At 39.5% G+C, this 18651-nt stretch carries 14 protein-coding genes; 4 read left to right on the forward strand and 10 right to left on the reverse strand.

Annotated features, from left to right (window positions below):
- Positions 1-27: 27 nt before the first annotated feature.
- Positions 28-1290, reverse strand: a complete 1263-nt coding sequence (locus tag ACFFHF_RS21750; protein ID WP_340905537.1) for a dicarboxylate/amino acid:cation symporter — start codon at positions 1288-1290, stop codon at positions 28-30.
- A 248-nt stretch (positions 1291-1538) separates the two neighbouring features.
- Here ACFFHF_RS21750 and dcuS point away from each other — a divergent pair, with 248 nt between their 5' ends.
- From dcuS to ACFFHF_RS21770, 4 genes are all read left to right on the forward strand, one after another.
- Positions 1539-3140, forward strand: a complete 1602-nt coding sequence (gene dcuS, locus ACFFHF_RS21755) for a DcuS/MalK family sensor histidine kinase (RefSeq protein WP_446695007.1) — start codon at positions 1539-1541, stop codon at positions 3138-3140.
- Positions 3137-3850 carry a response regulator gene (locus ACFFHF_RS21760; protein ID WP_377059017.1) on the forward strand — a complete coding sequence of 238 codons (714 nt, stop codon included), beginning with the start codon at positions 3137-3139 and terminating at the stop codon, positions 3848-3850. The genes dcuS and ACFFHF_RS21760 overlap by 4 nt, the downstream gene beginning before the upstream one ends.
- A 121-nt stretch (positions 3851-3971) precedes the next feature.
- Positions 3972-5168 carry an NAD(P)-dependent malic enzyme gene (locus tag ACFFHF_RS21765; protein ID WP_377059018.1) on the forward strand — a complete coding sequence of 399 codons (1197 nt, stop codon included), beginning with the start codon at positions 3972-3974 and terminating at the stop codon, positions 5166-5168.
- A 559-nt stretch (positions 5169-5727) separates the two neighbouring features.
- Complete coding sequence (locus ACFFHF_RS21770) at positions 5728-5940, forward strand: alpha/beta-type small acid-soluble spore protein (RefSeq protein ID WP_340905542.1); 213 nt, start codon at positions 5728-5730, stop codon at positions 5938-5940.
- 193 nt (positions 5941-6133) lie between these two features.
- On the opposite strand, the gene ACFFHF_RS21775 is transcribed toward ACFFHF_RS21770, so the two are convergent.
- From ACFFHF_RS21775 to ACFFHF_RS21815, 9 genes are all read right to left on the reverse strand, one after another.
- A complete protein-coding gene (locus tag ACFFHF_RS21775) occupies positions 6134-6307 on the reverse strand; it encodes a hypothetical protein (RefSeq protein WP_340905543.1) in 174 nt (57 codons plus the stop codon).
- Positions 6308-6665: 358 nt separating this feature from the next.
- Positions 6666-9068, reverse strand: a complete 2403-nt coding sequence (locus tag ACFFHF_RS21780) for an EAL domain-containing protein (RefSeq protein ID WP_377059019.1) — start codon at positions 9066-9068, stop codon at positions 6666-6668.
- A gap of 198 nt (positions 9069-9266) precedes the next feature.
- Positions 9267-10982: a methyl-accepting chemotaxis protein gene (locus ACFFHF_RS21785; RefSeq protein ID WP_377059020.1), complete on the reverse strand. Its 1716-nt coding sequence runs from the start codon at positions 10980-10982 to the stop codon at positions 9267-9269.
- A 359-nt stretch (positions 10983-11341) separates the two neighbouring features.
- Positions 11342-12532: a PDZ domain-containing protein gene (locus ACFFHF_RS21790; protein ID WP_377059021.1), complete on the reverse strand. Its 1191-nt coding sequence runs from the start codon at positions 12530-12532 to the stop codon at positions 11342-11344.
- Positions 12533-12714: 182 nt separating this feature from the next.
- The gene (locus ACFFHF_RS21795; RefSeq protein WP_377059022.1) at positions 12715-14169 is read right to left on the reverse strand and encodes a S41 family peptidase; all 1455 of its coding nucleotides are present in this window, start codon (positions 14167-14169) and stop codon (positions 12715-12717) included.
- A gap of 220 nt (positions 14170-14389) precedes the next feature.
- On the reverse strand, positions 14390-15865 hold the full coding sequence (locus tag ACFFHF_RS21800; protein ID WP_377059023.1) for a methyl-accepting chemotaxis protein: 1476 nt from the start codon (positions 15863-15865) through the stop codon (positions 14390-14392).
- 17 nt (positions 15866-15882) lie between these two features.
- Positions 15883-16947 carry an HD-GYP domain-containing protein gene (locus tag ACFFHF_RS21805; protein WP_377059024.1) on the reverse strand — a complete coding sequence of 355 codons (1065 nt, stop codon included), beginning with the start codon at positions 16945-16947 and terminating at the stop codon, positions 15883-15885.
- Between the two features lie 175 nt (positions 16948-17122).
- Positions 17123-17887 (reverse strand): alpha/beta hydrolase, encoded by a 765-nt coding sequence (locus tag ACFFHF_RS21810; protein WP_377059025.1) that lies wholly within the window; start codon positions 17885-17887, stop codon positions 17123-17125.
- A 252-nt stretch (positions 17888-18139) separates the two neighbouring features.
- Complete coding sequence (locus ACFFHF_RS21815) at positions 18140-18508, reverse strand: Na-translocating system protein MpsC family protein (protein ID WP_377059026.1); 369 nt, start codon at positions 18506-18508, stop codon at positions 18140-18142.
- Between the last annotated feature and the right edge of the window lie 143 nt (positions 18509-18651).

Here is an 18651-nt window from a genome sequence, read left to right on the forward strand (position 1 = left end):
TCTGAATAAAGCACCCGAAAACAATACTTACGCACTAATTTCTTTGTTATCCACCTGAGCTTCTACCTCTTGAAGTGGGTTAAATTCCCCTTCCGTCTTTGAAACAACCACTGTTGCGACACCGTTACCGATCAAATTGGTGATGGCACGTGCTTCTGACATGAAACGGTCAACCCCAAGGATGAGAGCCATTCCTTCAACTGGAATCGAAGGGAATACGGCTAGTGTAGCAGCTAGCGTAACAAAGCCTGAACCAGTAACACCTGCTGCTCCTTTAGATGTGAGCATCAATACTCCTAAAAGGGTCAGCTGTTGCCAAATGCTTAAGTCTACCCCATAGGCCTGAGCGATGAATAATGCAGCCATCGACAGGTAAATCGAAGTTCCATCAAGGTTAAAGGAATATCCTGTTGGAAGAACAAGACCTACAACTGGCTTTGAGCAACCATACTTCTCAAGCTTTTCCATCATTTTCGGAAGAGCTGCTTCAGACGAGGAAGTCCCGATCACTAGAAGAATTTCTTCTTTAATATAAGCAATAAACTTAAAGATGCTGAAACCGAACATTTTCGCAATTCCACCTAGAACAAGAACAATAAATAGAGCCATGGTAATATAAACCGATCCCATCAGCTTTCCAAGATAAACAAGGGAGCCAATTCCAAATTCACCAATCGTATAAGCCATCGCACCAAACGCTGCGAACGGGGAAACCTTCATGATGATATTAACAATTCCGAAGAACACTTCTGTGATTTTTTCAAAAAACTCAATAACCGGCTTCCCTTTCTGTCCTAAATGAGCAAGAGAAATTCCAAACAAACACGCTAACAAAAGAACAGGAAGCAGTTCACCATTCGCAAACGCACCGATAAAGCTATCAGGAATGATCGAAACGACAAAATCCATAAATCCGTGACTCGTTTCTTCAGCGGCCTTTGTATATTGAGAAATATCGCCCTTTCCTGCCTCGGCATCAATTCCCTTTCCCGCTTTTACCACATTCGCAACGATAATTCCAATCGCTAACGCAATCGTTGAGACGATTTCAAAATAAAGTAAGGCTTTCCCACCAATTTTTCCAACCTTCTTTAAATCTCCCATTCCCGCAATTCCGATGACAATCGTTAGGAAAATAATTGGTGCAATGACCATTTTTACTAGCTTAATAAATATATCAGCGATCACCTTTAACTGCGATCCAATTTCCGGAAACACAAACCCGACGCCGATACCCAAAATGATACCTAGTATTACTTGAGTGGTAAGACTCTTAAAATTAATTCTCATATGGTCTCCTCCTTAAAACATCATTATTTTGAAAACGATTTCATTCACTCTGTTAAACACATGTTACAATTTTGTGAAAAATAAGAATAGTTAATAAAACTTATAAAATCTTTTTGTAATTAAAGTAAGTAACATAGTAATGATGTTTTTGAGTGAATACTCCAACCTTTCAAAAACAAATTCTTTATTTTAGAGCGTTTTCAATTTATAGTGGAAAAATAAACGTGTTGGGAGGTTACGTAGTGCGTATACGGCAGTTTCGTTTTAAACTTAGCACGGTAATCATTTTACTTGTCTGTCTCGTCGTCCTTATTTCACTGATGATCACAGACCTATTAATCAGCCATTCCGTTAGTAAAAATATACAAGCCCACACAGAGGAAAAAGCGCGGATCGTCGCGAGGACCGTTTCAAAGTCTCATATTGTGATAGACGCGTTAGAAAACCGAACCTACTCCAACTCCATTCAAGACTATACAAATGATATTCAAACGGCCACAGATATGCTGTTCGTTGTGGTGATGGATATGAAGGGAATGCGGAGAACCCATCCAACCCCTGAGGAAATTGGAAAGCCCTTTGTGGGGGGAGATGAAAAGCAGGCTCTAAAAGGAAAAGAGTATGTTTCTATCTCAAAAGGAACGTTAGGTGAATCAGTACGTGCATTTACACCTATTTACAATAAAAATAACGAACAAATCGGAGTAGTGGCCGTGGGAATTTCGTTAAAAAGTGTAGAGACAGCACTCGGACGAAGCCATCGGAGCATACTGATCGTTACGTTTTTTGGACTAATTGTCGGTGTGATCGGAGCTATTTTACTAGCGAGATATATTAAAAGGACACTACTTGGGCTTGAGCCCTTTGCCATAGCAAAGATCACTGAGGAAAGAAGCACGATGCTGCAATCCGTCCATGAAGGGATTATTGCCGTGGATCATCAATCAACCATCACACTCGTCAACAAGTCGGCACTTCAAATTTTTCAAAAAGCTGGCCTAGACACCAATCCAGTGGGAATGAACATTCATGACTATATGCCTTCCACTGGCTTGGATCGAGTGTTACAAACAGGTGAGCCTGAGCTAGATGAGGAACAGAACATTAACGGTGTCTCAATTCTCGTCAATCGCGTCCCACTGTTAGTCAATGGACAAGTAGTCGGAGCCATTTCGACTTTCCGTGATAAAACAGAGATCAATCAGCTCGCCGAGCAATTAACAGGAGTTAGAGCCTATACAGAAGCGCTTCGTGCCCAATCACATGAATTTATGAATCGTCTACATGTGATTCGGGGTATGATCGAGTTAAAGTCTTACAGTGAACTCACTGACTTTATTCGTACCTTGGTCAATTACCGAAACCAAGAATTCGGAAACATCACCGAACAATTCAAGGACCCTGCCCTCGGAGGATTTATTATGGGAAAATTGAGTTATGCGAGGGAACAAAACGTTGATCTCACGATTGAAACGGGGACCGCTATTCCTGAACCTGCCAATCAAACAACCACACATGAGCTGATTACGATTCTCGGCAATGTGATCGATAATGCGATCGAGGCAATGACGGATAGCGAAGAAAAAACGCTTGAAGTGAGTTTTGCCTATGATGATGAGTGGCTAGAGATCGAAGTGATGGACTCTGGACCGGGAATACCTGATGATACACAAAAAAGAATTTTTGAAAAAGGCTACTCTACAAAAGGAGACAATCGCGGCTACGGACTACACTTAGTGGAAAAAAGCGTCCATTTGCTCGGCGGCGAACTCCAAATGGACTCAAAGTGGATGTTAGGAACCAATGTTTATATAAAAATACCTTATAAAAGCAAAGAGGTGGAATTGTGATTAAGGTTCTAATTGTTGAAGATGACCCAATGGTTGCCGAAATTAATAAACGTTATCTCCAGGATATGAAAGGATTCCGCCTCACTGGTATGGTCCATACGGTAAAAGATGCAATTGACTTTCTTCAAAAGGAAACGGTTGAGCTTATATTGCTAGATGTATATATGCCAGGTGATAATGGACTCGTCTTACTCCAATATATAAGAGAACATCATCTCGAAATAGATGTGATCCTTATTACGGCTGCTGGTGAAAAGGATAAAATTCAAACGGCTCTTAGGCTTGGTGCCGTTGATTACTTAATCAAACCGTTTGAGTTTGATCGGTTTCAACAAGCATTACTGAGGTTTCAAGATAAATATCTATTTTTTGCTAATCATAGCGTGCTCAAACAAGAAGATCTTGACGATCGAATCCTCAGTACAGAGCAAACTCAGATGGAGGAGCCGATCATTGATTTACCTAAGGGGTTAACGAGTAGCACTCTACAAGTGGTAGTCGAGGTGTTGAAAGCAAAAGGAACGAACCCGTTCTCTACTGATGATATTTCGGAAAGTACGTATATCTCCCGTGTGTCAGTAAGGAAATATTTAAAGTTCTTAACCCAGCTAGGTGTATTAAAGGAATCATTAACCTACGGAATTGGTAGACCGGTATATTTATATACATTACAAGTAGAAAAACTAAACCAAGTGGACATGTATCTATAAAAGGTGCATTTCCACTTTTTTTAATTTAATAAAGTTGTATAGTTACAAAATCTATCAAACCTTGGTCATTTTCTTTACGATGTAGAAAGATTGAAAGCGATTACCAAAGGGGTAGATATCATTGATAAAAAACAATCTAAAAGAGGAAGCAATCAAACTTCATAAAGAATATAGTGGAAAAATCGAGATTGTCAGCAAGATTGATGTAACCACAGAGGAACAACTGAGTCTCGTATATACACCTGGAGTCGCAGACGTTTGTAAAGCGATTGTAGAGAATCCAGAACAAGTGGATGTGTTAACATCCAGAGGACATATGGTGGCTATCGTGACAGATGGCACAGCCGTTTTAGGCCTTGGTGATATCGGACCAAAGGCAGCCCTCCCTGTTATGGAAGGAAAAGCACTTCTTTTTAAAAAGTTTGCCAATGTGGATGCTTTTCCACTTTGCTTAGATACAAAAAACGTGGATGAGATCGTCGGAATCATTAAGGCACTATCTCCTAGTTTTGGAGGAGTGAACCTTGAAGATATTTCCGCTCCCCGTTGCTTTGAAATTGAAGAACGACTAAAAAAAGAACTGGATATCCCCGTTTTTCATGATGATCAGCACGGTACAGCCATTGTTGTTCTTGCTGCTTTAATCAATGCGGTTAAAGTAGTGGATAAGCAGCATCGCAGTATCAAAATTGTCATTAACGGTGCAGGAGCAGCCGGAATTGCGATTGCTAAGTTGCTCATGCAAGCAGGATTTCAAGACATTACCCTTGTAAGCCTTGAAGGTGTGGTCAGCAAAGGCGAAAGCTGGATGAATTCGGCTCAAAAAGAGATGGCGGAAGTGACCAATTTGAAAAGAATTCGTGGTACATTGGCGGATGCGATCCATGGTGCAGATGTGTTTATTGGTGTATCTGGTCCCGGTGCCATGAAGCCAGAACATATTCAGTCCATGGCGAAAGATCCAATCGTGTTTGCGATGGCTAACCCGATCCCAGAGATCTACCCGGAAGAAGCTCTTGCTGCAGGTGCCGCTGTTGTAGGGACAGGTCGATCTGATTATCCAAACCAAGTGAATAATTTACTTGCCTTCCCCGGCATTTTCCGAGGTACCTTGGATGCAGGAGCAAAGGACATTACAACAGAGATGAAGCTGGCAGCCGCTTATGCGATTGCGGAAGCTGTTTCAGAAAAAGAGTTAAAAGCAGACTATGTGATTCCGAGCGCATTGGATGAAAGAGTGGCAAAAATGGTGGCCAAGGCCGTTTCGGTTGCTACCATTCAGCAGAACAAAAGCAAAAGTTCATTATCTGTATCGTAAAACACCCTTTCTGGTAATAGGTTCCATAACCTGTCCCAAAATCGGAACATGCAATCAAATATGTAGGACAAATTATATTAAATGGCTCAGTTCACATACTGAGCCATTTTTGAGGCCTGTTGAACCAAGCTCCCTCTCCAAAACCATAATAGAGTGTACCCAAATGAGGGAATCAGCAGAGTTTGGTAATTAAGCGGAGAAATTTCTCTTAATTAGGAAATAGCACTCAAAATAGCATAATTAGACGGAGAGATTCCGACTATTGACTCAAAAAACGTGAAAATGGGTGATTTTTCTTTGCTTAAACGGAAAACCTCCGCTTATATACCCTGAAAAGCGCTCTACTCTGCAGTCTAACCGGAAAACCTCCGCTTATTTGAGATAAATGGTATATCAAATTGTAGGGTGCATTTCCCGATACAAATTTGTAATGGTTGTGATAGGAAACGGAACCACCATTTTAGGTGTACTTTCTTTTACAATATAAATTTTTTATATGAATGTATATTTTTTTTAAAGGTGCAAAATATATCTACACCAACGAAAAGGAGAGATTGAAATGGACAGAAACAACCGTGGAAATAACTCTAATCAATTAGTAGTACCTGGGGCAGAACAAGCACTTGAACAAATGAAGTACGAAATTGCTAGTGAATTTGGTGTAAATTTAGGACCTGAAACATCTGCACGCGCAAACGGATCTGTAGGTGGAGAAATCACCAAGCGCCTGGTGCAAATGGCAGAACAATCAATGGGCGGTAGCTTCCGCTAATTTTGTAATAATTTATCCTTAGATGGTAGCATGGGGAGAGGTAATCTAACTTACCTCTCCCCATTATTTTGTTACATCCCCCATCATCTTGTAAATAATTGAGGAAATTAGTCGTAATTTCCTTGGAAATATTCGACACGATTCTTATGCTGGGGAAATATTTGAGGTTCAATAATCTTCTTATTCTTTCCTTTTAAGACGTTCTCTTATATCTTTTCTTAATTATTACTACCGACACGACTACTAAGAACGAGACGATGCTTAACACTTCTTGCAAAAGTTGAGGAATCGGCAGGACGTTTTTTAGTATCATTAAAGCAATGGCGGAAACTATTATGACCGTTGAATGTTTATGGATAAAGTTCATAGATCTCTCCTTTTTATTTTCTTATATGAAGTTATAATACTTGCACAAACAATAAAAACTCCTAGCAAGGAAATAAGATAAACATACGGGGAAATCACCGTACCAAAAGCCACTTCATTTTGGAGCAAGTATACCTCCCCTTGCATGTCCGGTTTATAGTACATGGTTTTTATATAACCTATTCCTATAGTACACAATATATAAATGATATGTAGAATGATTGAAGCCACAAAAGCTTGTAAAACTGTTTTCATAGATACCTCCTTATTGCAAAAAAGTCCTTTAAGAACATTATCTTAAAGGACTCCCCAATAAACAATATGCCATGACAATAAAATACAATAATTATCGCTGAAAACTATACATTTGTAACCTTAAAATGCATAAGCTTACTAACCTCTGCGACAGGAACTGGTTTACTTATATAATAGCCTTGAATTTGGTCGCAGCCTTTTTCTTTAAGTATTTGATACTGTCTTTCATTTTCAACACCTTCAGCAATTGTTTTTAAGTTTAGGTTTGTTGCTAATGCTAAAATGGTTGAAACAATTGCCTGGTTGCTGTGATCGTTTTCGATATCATTGATAAAACTTTTATCAATTTTTAAGATATCTATCGGTAAATTTTTTATATGACTTAGCGAAGAATAGCCTGAACCAAAATCATCTATGGATATCTTAATGCCTAATTGTTTCAGTTTCTTTAACTTACTAATGACTAACTCCGTATCCATCGTAGAACTTTCCGTTATTTCTAATTCCAAATATACCGGGTCGGCTAACGTATCTTTTAATATGGCTTCTACTTTTTCAACAAAATCCTTTTGAAGAAATTGTATGGTGGATACATTAACTGAAACCCCGAGATGTTCGACTCCCTCATCTTCCCACTTTTTAAGCTGTAAACAAGCTTCACGAAGGACCCAATCACCTAGCTTTAAGATTAATCCAGTTTCCTCAGCAAGCGGAATAAATGTAGATGGTGAAATGTTCCCATATTCACTGTGTTTCCATCGAAGCAAAGCTTCCACTCCAATAATTTCATTACTTAGCAACTCCAGCTTAGGTTGATACGCGATACTCATTTCATTAAGTTCAATCGCTTTTCGCAAGCCATTTTCTAGATTCACTTTTAAAGTAATATGATCATCCATGCTTACATTGAAAGTCTGATAGCGGTTCTTCCCTTGCTCCTTTGCACTATACATGGAGGTATCTGCCCTTTTAATTAGACTATTTAAGCTTGATCCGTGATCCGGATATAGAGAAATACCGATACTTGAGGTAATAAATAGCTCATTTCCATTTATTGATATAGGTTTCTGGAGCTCATTGATAATTTGTTCAGCTAATCTTTCAGCTTCTTCCTTTGTAGTGTTTCTGACCAAGATCATAAATTCGTCCCCACCTTGGCGGGACACTACATTTTCCTTACCTACTATATTTTTAAGTAGGTTAGAAACGGAAACTAATAATAAATCGCCCGTGTGGTGGCCTAATGTGTCATTGATGAATTTAAAGCGGTCCAAGTCAATGAACATGATGGCAAATCTACTATTTAACTGATTAGTTTCTTGAATAGCGCTCTCTATTTTTTCTTCAAAATACCTGCGATTCGTTAAGGAAGTTAAACTATCGTGATAAGCAATATACTCTATTTTTCTAATTGACTCTTCTAGTTCTTGATTCTTTTCAATGATTTCTTTTGTTCGTTGTTGAACTTTTATTTCTAGTTCCCTATTTAACTCTTTCGTTTCAAAAATTAATTCACTATTTTGAACTAGGGTAAGAATCTGTCTAATGATAATTAATAAAGTAGAAGCGATTGAGCCTATAACAAGACTGTTAATCGCTAGATTCCCCTGAAATATCATAAAAATAAAAATCGTGATCACTGAGAGGTACGGAAGCATTAATTTTATTGTTATGAAATCAATAATTTTTCCACTGTTTCTTTTCTGTTCTGTTTCCGATTCCACTAGAACTTTACCATCTTTTTTATTATATACACTCGCCAACCCAAACAATAACATGGATAGTGGCCAAAGAGGATCGATATAACTCCCTGATAAATATAAATTGTTCATCGTCAAATATAAATAATCCATATTAGCAAAAAGTAAGATTGAAAAAGCGATAACATTAATGATGAACACCTTTTTTGGCAAAACACTCTGTGACATATAATATAAACTTAGCAAGGCAAATAACATGACTAGAATAGCAATTGGATAACCAACAGAAACAACTGTATACATAAATCCAAACTCTTTCGCCGAGTCTAGAATGGGCGCAATGACAAAATGCCAACTAATGGATGAGACGACAATCATGACAATAATAATATCGAAAATATATTGAACGGTTTTAGAAATGTTCTTTGTTAATGACTGAACAAACACTAAAGCGAAAATATAAAAAATGATACTTATGTACCAAAATAAATCGGATAAATTAGTACTATGAATATTTGGAAAAAAGGTAAAGTTATATCTAAATATAACCATTCCCACACCGTAGCTAAATGTAGCAACGGCGGTTAATAACCAGTAATATCTTATCTTCTCCTTTTTCAGATGGAAAAATTGCTTAATTATAAAAATACCGCTCACGAAAGGCGCAATGACTTGAAATCCATTCCCACCGAGCAAAATTAGTTCTTTCTCATCTTTAAAGCAGATAATTAATGCGTAATAACTTAGTATATAAATGCCAATAAAATACTTTGAGCGTTTTTCTAAAATTGATGCCCAATCTCCCATGGTGAGTTCCTCTTTCTGTTACCCATTTATGCTAGATAATCAATAAAAATACGAAAATATACCTATTACTATTTTACCATTAAAACAACGGAAGATTTGTAGGATTTTGTCGAAAAAGCTTTTGGTAAATATTAAAAATACTTGCATTTTAGAAAATAAAAAGGCCGTGTATGACGAAATACACAGCCTTTTACTCTCTTATAATTTAAACTTTCCTGTCAATTCCTTCATCTTGGATGACATCGTAACCAGCTCTTCGATTGACTCCGTCATATGTAACACTAAGCGTTCTTGTTCTAATGTAATATCCACGGTTTTTCTTACTTCAGTTGAGGCTTGCTCAGCAATATTAGCTGTCTCTTTCGCGGATGCTGTGATTTCTTCTGTGGCTGCAGACATTTCTTCAGACGTTGCAGTCACTTCTTGGATTTTTACGTTTACTTCCTGTATCGCTCCTAGAATGTTTTTAAAAACCATTCCCGTTTCTCCAACCGAATGGATACCCTCTTTTACATCGTCTAAAACAATCTTCATATTCTCTGCTGTTATATTCGTATCACTATTGATTTTCTCAATAATGTTTCGTATATTAACCGTTGAAATTTCGGATTGCTCAGCTAGCTTACGCACTTCATCAGCAACCACCGCAAACCCTTTACCCGCTTCTCCTGCGCGCGCTGCTTCAATCGCTGCATTTAACGCAAGTAAATTCGTTTGAGAAGCGATTCCTTGGATAATTTCTACAATGGATTCAATATCCTTTGAATGGGCTTGTAATGCCATGATGGAACTAGACGACTCGTTCACAGAACGACTAATCGTATTCATTTGCTCTACTAGCCCATTCACCTTTTGATTGCCTACCTCAATTTCGTCCTGTGTCTTGGAAGAAAGTTCCGTAACAACAGAAGAGTTAACGGCAATATCGTTGACACTCTCTGACACTTCTTCTATGATTTTTGCACTATCATCCAAGCTCTTATATTGAGTGTCCACCTGAGAAGCCATTTGATCCATGATGACCGAAATTTCATTACTTGTCTCTTTGGTTTCGTTCGCACTTACTAACAATTGCGACGTTGTGCCGCTCATCGTTACCGAGCTTTGGTTGATTACCCCAATCATCGTCTTTAATTCTTGAAGCATATGATTAAATGAAGCTGTTAAACTTCCAATTTCATCTTTCCTATTGGACTCAATCGTAACCGTTAAGTCACCTTTTCCAACTAATTCTACTTTCTGGGCCAAATGTTTTAATGGATTAACGAGTGACACTGTAGCTATCGAAATCAATAATATACTCAATAATACGATTCCAACTGTCATCCACATTAACTTTATTTTACTAGCCTGTAGAGACGAATACACCAAACTAGCATCTAAATCAGCGCCTAATATCCCGATTAATTCTCCAGAATCCGATTTGATAGGGATATAGGCTGAAACTAAGGCACCGTACTCTTCTGAATAAGTCAATTCCCCAACTTGTGACTTGCCCGTTTCAAAAGCCTCCACAAGCAAGGGGTAATCATCAACGCCCTCTTCGACATCGCCTAATGCTGAGGCATCTTGTAGCATACCATCAACCATATAAAAATATTCAAATTCTCCATTTTTCTCTTGGCGACCCATCGTATATAAATAGACCAACCCATTGGTTTCTCGTATTTCGTTTAGACTTTCTTTCAATTCATAATAATAATCCGTTTCCCCTGAATCTAGTGAGATTTCCTCATACTGATCCAAATCAATCACTTTAACAGCATTTTCAGTAATGGATAGCGCTTGGTCCCCTAATGAACTTGTAATCACATTTTTGGACGTTTGAAAAGAAATAAAGCTAGTTACCACTCCCGAAATCAATATTAAACTTGAGAAAATAACGATCATTTTCAATTTTAAACTCTTGTTCATAGACGTCTCCCTCTTTAATACAAATAATAGGACTATTATACTAAAAAGGGGTTATAACTTAATTCTTTATTGTTCGACAAATAACGACTTTCACCGAATCGATTTCGTGTAGGTATGAGAATTCATAGGCGGAGAATTTCCTGCTAATGTGTATAGGGGAGGGCTAAAAGGTGGATTTAAGCGGAGATATTCCGGTTAGATGCTCTAAATAAGGCAAAATCCAAGGATTTGGATAAAATAAACGAAAAAACTCCCCTTATCTTTAAGGAAATATGAGTATTTCCCAAGTTAGGCGGAATTCTTCCGTTTATTTTTCATACATAGTGAACTCTGCAATCAATCAGTTATTACTGAACAACTTATACCGCTTCGGTTCCCCACTTCTTCTCATCCTGAACAAACAGAATACCCAACTCATGATGATCGCCTTCGTAGAGGGCTCGCTGGACAAAGCGAACCTGTCCATTGACGTCTAACACCTCAAGCTTACAGTGAGCACGATTTCGTTGCAGTGCCTCATAGACCTCTGCTTCGTTATGTACAATTGTTCCGTTTACCTTAGAAACAATTTCTCCAACGGAAAGCTTCATTTTTTGTGCGGGAGAATGTGGAAGCACTCCTAGGATCATGACCCCTTGATTACGCTTGGAAAAATAGAAAGGGCCGCTCTCTTCCTTCGTTTTTTGACTAAAATAAATCACTTCGCGCCCAAGAATTCCGATCGCAACGACTGCTAATGATAAAATCGGCAGCCAATACGAAGCAATCGCGATGGCTGTTAGCACGAAACCATGAGCCATGATTTGCTTTCCAACATGTGTGACTGCCTGAGCTGGTAGGGCTCCTTGGATGTGTTGATAATGTCCGAGTGCAAACGGAACTAATAATAGTCCGTAACCTTCTCCACCTACATTAAACACCGGCCACCATTCAAACGGAAGCTGCTGGAGGGCATCTCCAGGGACCAACAGAAGAAGCGGCAACATCCACACTCGCTTGAGTTCGTGAACGCCTACTCGTTGGCCGCGCTTGCTCGTCATGAGCTTAGGCGAGGTCCCCTTCTTTCCATTTTTCAAAATAAGAATGCCTTCTGCGATGACTAGTAGAGCTAGCAGGACCGTGATGGACGGGTAGAGCTTGTCTTCTAGACTGCTGAAGAGATCAGGGAAAAGCGGGATACTCCAGTCCTTGCCTGCTGTGAAAAAGAGGGCGAAGAAGGTGAGACCCACGGTGTATACCGATGACAGCAGGCGTACACGAATGCTTAGGACTATGGTGATTACGGCAATAAACAGGATGGCCGCTAGTGGAATGACCACTCCTGCGGCGATCATGATGATCGACAGTATGGATCCAAGCAATAGTCCGAGCGGTAGTAATTGACGAAGCTCATAGTAGGCATTTTCGGCGCGAACGTGAAAATGACTTCGCTCCCTTTTTACTCGAGAAACTCCTAAAAATGCCGCGAGTAGGAATGTGAAGTAAAACACTGGATGTATTAATAGTTTTGCGAATCCCCAAGCCATTTCTAATAGCCACTCTAGAACCAATCTAGCCACCAACCTTATCAATCTATTTCCGAACTTTCCTATTAATCTTTATTTTACCAAATGAAAGGAGAATTCGATATTAGAAATATTTTGGATAATAGTGGATAAGGGGTTTTAGGGGAATATTCGCGGAACTTCATAACAAAAATCCCCCCTTACCCATGAGGATAAGAGGGTCAATCTTATTTCGCCAACAACCGAAGTCCCGTCTGAAGCTGGGTGTCGTTGCTATCCTTCTTCATTGCTTCAATCACTGCACTTTCTAGAGCACTGGCTGTTTTGCTGTCAATTTTCCCCGTCATCTCTAAATCGTGTTGACGCTGGAAGGCCATGACGCTCGTTTCGGTACGGTCGTTAAAGTAGCCGTCCTCTCGACCTGGGTCAAGTCCAAGTGCCTTCAGCATTTGCTGGGCGTTTTTGATTTGCTCGTTGTTCATATCCTTTTCTAATGCCTCGGTGAGCTGGAGCGGATGCGTGTGATAGAGCTCCGATTGAACCACCTTCACATCGGGTTCAATTCCCTTTTTATGGATCCAATTTCCATCAGGAGTTAACCACTTAAACAGCGTCAGCTTAATATTGCTGCCATCCCCCATCGGTACAGCCTGTTGAACGGTTCCTTTACCGAATGTGGTCTCTCCAATGAGCTGGAATCCTTCCGCTTCCTGCAGTGCACCAGCAAGAATTTCAGAGGCAGATGCACTGCCTTTATCAATCAATACGGCAACAGGATAGTCTTTATCCTTCGTGAGGTTTGAAAAATAGCGCATTTTCTCGCCATCTCGTTTCTCAATTTGTACGAATGGCTTTTCCTTGGAAACAAATTCTTTCAAGATTTCCTCCACGCTTGATAACAGTCCGCCTGGATTGCCACGCACATCAATCAGTAACCCATCGATGCCTTTATCTTCCAACGCCTTTAATTCCTTTTTAAACTCTTTTGCGGTTTCCTCTGAGAACGTGGTGATTTCAAGATACCCAATATCCTTGCCGTTTTGCTTTTTCACATCACTATGGACCGTGATTTGCGGAATTTCATCGCGCTTCACGTCGACAACGAGAGGCTTGGTTAAGCCACTACGTGCGATTTCTAGCTTCACCTTTGTTCCTTTTTCTCCGCGGATTTTAAGGGTTGCTTGATAAAGGTCTACCCCGTCCAAGCTTTCTCCATCCACCGATAAGATTTGGTCATTAGGGCGCAAGCCTGCTTTTTCGGCTGGCGAGTCTTTAAATGGGGACACGATGACGATTTTGCCATCAACCAGGCCTACTTCTGCCCCGATTCCTTCAAACGAGGATTCAAGTGTGCTGCTGAACTGCTTGGCCGTTTCTTTGTCCATGTATACCGAGTACGGATCATCAAGTGTAGTGAGCATGCCTTGAATTGCACCCTCGATGAGCTTTTCTTGATCCACACTTTCTACATAACTGGTTAAAATTAACTCGTAGGCCTTTTCGACTTTGTCCAATTCTTCTAGATTGATAGACTGAGGGCTTCCCTCGTCGCTGCTTTTGGTATGTAACTCCACCTTGGACTCTGCCGCTAACGCACCCGTAAAGTGCAAATATCCATATGTTCCTCCAGCACCTGTTAGCAATGATCCTGTCATTAGCAAGGCAACCCATTTTCGATTCATGCAAAAATCCTCCCTAAAAGAAAAGCACTAATTTTTTTCTGCATTAGCTTTTGTCGGTTTAAGGGTCTATTTCTCCTTCCACGAGCTGTTGTTGCTTTGCAACAAAGGCTCGCTACAGGAGAAACAGCCCCTATATTTAATAGTTATACAAAAAACACCTCACAAAGTTGTGAGATGTCTTTGTATAACCACTATATGTGCGAGATGGACTAGTTATGAATTAATTCCGGACAACTAGGGTGGCTAGTTGTTCGGTTAAGGCTTCTAACTCTTTGAAAGATTCAACTACTTGGGTGATTTGGTTGGATTGTTCTTCGACGCTTGCTAGTACTTCTTCTACTGCCGCACTGGACTGTTCAGACACACTGGATAGCGAGGAGATTTCCTCTAAAACCACTTCAGAGTTTTTAGAAAAATGAACAAGACTGTTTTCTACTTCTTCTGCTTGCTGTAGTCCTTGCTTAGACGAGGCGAGCATGGACTGGAACGTTTGGCTTGTTTGCTTGGTCATTTCTAGTCCTTTTTCAACTGCCAGCTGGCCGCCTTGTACTTGGCCCGTTACTTGTACGGTCTTTCTTTGGATTCCATCTAGGATGGCTTCAATTTCATGTGTCGATGCCTGAGAAGTTTCTGCGAGTTTACGAACTTCCCCAGCTACCACGGCAAAGCCTTTACCCGCTTCACCCGCGCGTGCTGCTTCGATCGCTGCGTTTAGAGCAAGTAGATTCGTTTGATCGGTGACCTCTCTAATTTTTAAAACAATCGCCCCAATTTTTTGGGTTTGATCGTTGAGCTCTTTCATCAATTGACTTGTATTTTCGACTGAGTCATATACATCCTTCATTTCTGTTTCGAGAGTGTGAATCTTCCCTGTCCCAACCTTAGACGTGTTCTCGGTTTCTAGCGAGATTTGATGAAGCGTTTGAGCAGATGTCACGACGCTACGAATCATATCTCCTGACAATTGCATCGTTTCATTCATCCCAGTCACGGAGCTTGCTTGAGTCTCGATTCCTTTAGATATTTCGGAGAATGCTGAGGTCAGCTCGGAAGAAATTTGATTCGTTTTCTCGATGTTTCTTTTAAAAGAATGACTGAAGTTCTGTAGCACGCCTACCGACTCTTTTACTTTTTCTAGTAATTCATCCACCTGTTCTTTTCCGTGTTTTAACTCAATTCCGTCAGCTTCCATCTTTTGCGTTAACTTCGATGTGAGTCGCGCCTGTGTGAGGAACATGAGTAACGTCACAATATTGATGACATTTAATGAAATTAAGATAGACACGTCCGCTCCGTAAAACATTTGCTCATTAAACTTGATAAAGAAATAATTGCTGAGAGCTAGTCCAATCACACCCGTTATGGCCATCGACCTCACTTGGTTATAAATCATAACCACCGCCAGAGCAAAATAGATCATTAAGTAGCTTGATAGCTTCGGAGAACTAGAAACCATAAAGAATATAAGAATCGCGATTCCTACAGCGACAATGTAATGAATATGTAGTGTAAACTTTTTGGTTACGGTTAATATGGTAATTAGTGTGACCACTGACAAACCAACAATAGCAAACGTAACAATTCCCTTTGTGCTAACGTTTGCAGCAAAGTTACTAGCAAGCCCTAAGGCAAAGCAGATCCATAGTAGGATGGTAACCAGCTTGTTTCTTTCCTGCATATATTGAATTCTGTCCATATCATTTCCCCCCATTGTTAATATGAAACAACATCCTTTAAGGAGCGCGTACCGTCATAACGTAGATCCACATAATGATTATCGCCTAAATATACAAGTGGACAATGTGGCCTATCTTCGTAAACCGTTATGACTGTCCCTTGCTCCCCTGTATTTAACACGACTCTTTTTCCAACAAATTGGTCCATTAAGTATTTCGTAAACGGGACCGTAATGGCTGAATCAAACTTTCCCTTTGCGGTTTCTTCCATTAAAATCATGACAGCAACGATGGGTGACTGTTCTCCCTTATACGGACGGACCGCTGTGATGGCGTCATATGTATCAGCAACCGAGATGATTTGGGCATGAAAAGGAATAACATCTTCTCGAACACCATACGGATAGCCAGAACCGTCTAATCTTTCATGATGCATAAGTGTACCCATAATCACCTTTGAGCGAGTTTCACCCATTTTTTTCAGAATTTGTACCCCTTCAACGGTATGGTTTCGGATCAGCTCCCATTCTTCCGGATCTAGTTTTCCGTTCTTTTTTAAGACCGAAAGTGGGATCGCAAGCTTTCCGATATCATGCAGTATACCTGTTTCTCCAAGAAGCAGAATTTCTGCTTTATCCATTTTTAATAGCTTTCCGATAATAGAAGAGACAACCGCCACATTTAACGAATGAACATACGTAAATTCATCATCTTTCCTAAGGAGCTTGAGTAGTTCGAAATGCTCATCTTCCGCTACAATCGTATTCAGCATCGGTGTATACATATGCTCGAGCTTTTGTAACGGCTGATTGGAAGCGCTACCATTTATAGTTGCTTCCAGATCTTCGAAAATAGTTTTTAACTGCCCAAGAGATTCCTTGTAGTTCTGTTCTAGTTTTTCAACACTGATAGATGGTTGGTTAAATAAACAAGTTTCCATACGTAAATTGTTATGATGCAAGTGACTTTGTAAAACAAAGATATGTCTTTCGTTTAATATTGTTCCTTTTCGTAGTAGTGGAATAGATTTGTTCTTTGCAAACACATCTTCCGCTAGCACCGACCCTACTAATTCTAAGGAAAGACTCCCCTCTGTTAACATTTCATACACCCCTATAGTCCGTTTTACCTGTGCAATTATTACTATTATAGTACCAAATTCTAGATTTGAGTATAGGAATGGAGGAGGTTTTATTTCGTAATGCTCAAAATATTTCTACAAATTTCGACGTTGACATGAAAAAGAAGAGGGAGTTCCTCTTCTAGTTTGAAGGATATTAACTTAATACCAATTCGTTTGCTACTAACTGTTGAATAAACTGATGTCCACTTTTGACAATATGGTCTTTGTCATAATCCATTGAGGCTACATGAAAAGAGTTGGGTAATAGAAGTCTTTCCTTATTAGTCGCTCGTACCGTTTGAAGAATATAATCGGTATTTTCAGGTGGAACCACATGGTCCACACTCGAGCGCATACCCAAAACCGGGCTATCAATCTCAGGAATCAGGTTTAACGTGTTCTCCATAACCTTTTGTAGTTCATGAATTGCTTTTAATGGTACCTTTGAATAAGTAATTTCATGAACACCACTAGCCTTGATATCTGGTTCTGACTCATTTAGAAATCGTGGCTCTACCTGATCTTTTAAATAATCGTAGGCTGGCACTTCCAAAGCCGCATTTATTAAAATAAGTCCCTTGATCTCTTTGTGACGATGAGCTAAACGCAGTGATAGTGTTCCACCCATGGACTGCCCGATCACAAAAATATGTGAACAATGTTGTTTTAGTTGTACATATGCTTTTTCTAATGAAGCGAACCAGTCTTGATAAGAGCACACTTCCATATCTTTATAATGAGTTCCGTGTCCTTTTAATCTAGGAGCTAACACCGAATACCCTAATCTTGCAAACTCTTCCCCAATATACCGTACACTTTGAGGTGTCCCAAGAAATCCATGAGAAATTAGTACTCCCACTTCACTTCCCTTGAAGAAAAATTCTTCCGCTCCCTCGATAACCGGATATGCTTCTGTCATCTGTTTCGCCTCCATTAGTAAGCAGTTTAATTTTTATCTGTTACTATACTATAATTCATATAATACCTATCTGTAAACTAGGAATTAAAAAAATAATAAAAAAAACGCAACTTGCTTTTATTTGATACCTCGACCGATAAGACGACCATGAAGAGCACGGTCTTTTAAAACCAAAAAGCACAAAATGTCTAAAATGGAGAGTAGACATCTTGCGCTTCTTTTACTTATATATATAGGCGACAAACTGTTTCTTTACATCAAAATTTTTTTCTCAAGATCATTAAATAATTTAAATATCATCACTCGTTCACCTGTACGGGAGCTTATATCAGTATGAAAACTTTTCACTTTTTCTCCAGTTATATTTAATATAATATCCTTAAGCTCTTCTATGCCTGATTCAACTAATTCCGAACGAGTTTTCTTTATAGTTAACAGTCCCTCTTTTGTTTCACAAACGGTATATTCAGCTGGTGTTAAAATACCTTGTAAATTTACAATAATCATATCCCGTAAAATATCTGTTTTAACAGATACAGACCCACGCCCAAGAAAGTCCTTTTCCCATTGAGTAATTGCCTTACTTATCTCAGACTCGTAAGAACCTTTAGATACTTTCATATAATACGTCTCCCATCAAACAAAAAAATTGGTCTATTGCATAGTTCCTTACACATCGTATTAGTTTTAATGATTCCCGTGCATTGTAGATAGAACTAACTGTTCCACATGTGCGGGTGGATAGAAGTTAACTCTTTCTTCCA

This window comes from Robertmurraya beringensis, assembly GCF_042433785.1.
Classification (GTDB): Bacteria; Bacillota; Bacilli; order Bacillales; family Cytobacillaceae; genus Robertmurraya_A; species Robertmurraya_A beringensis.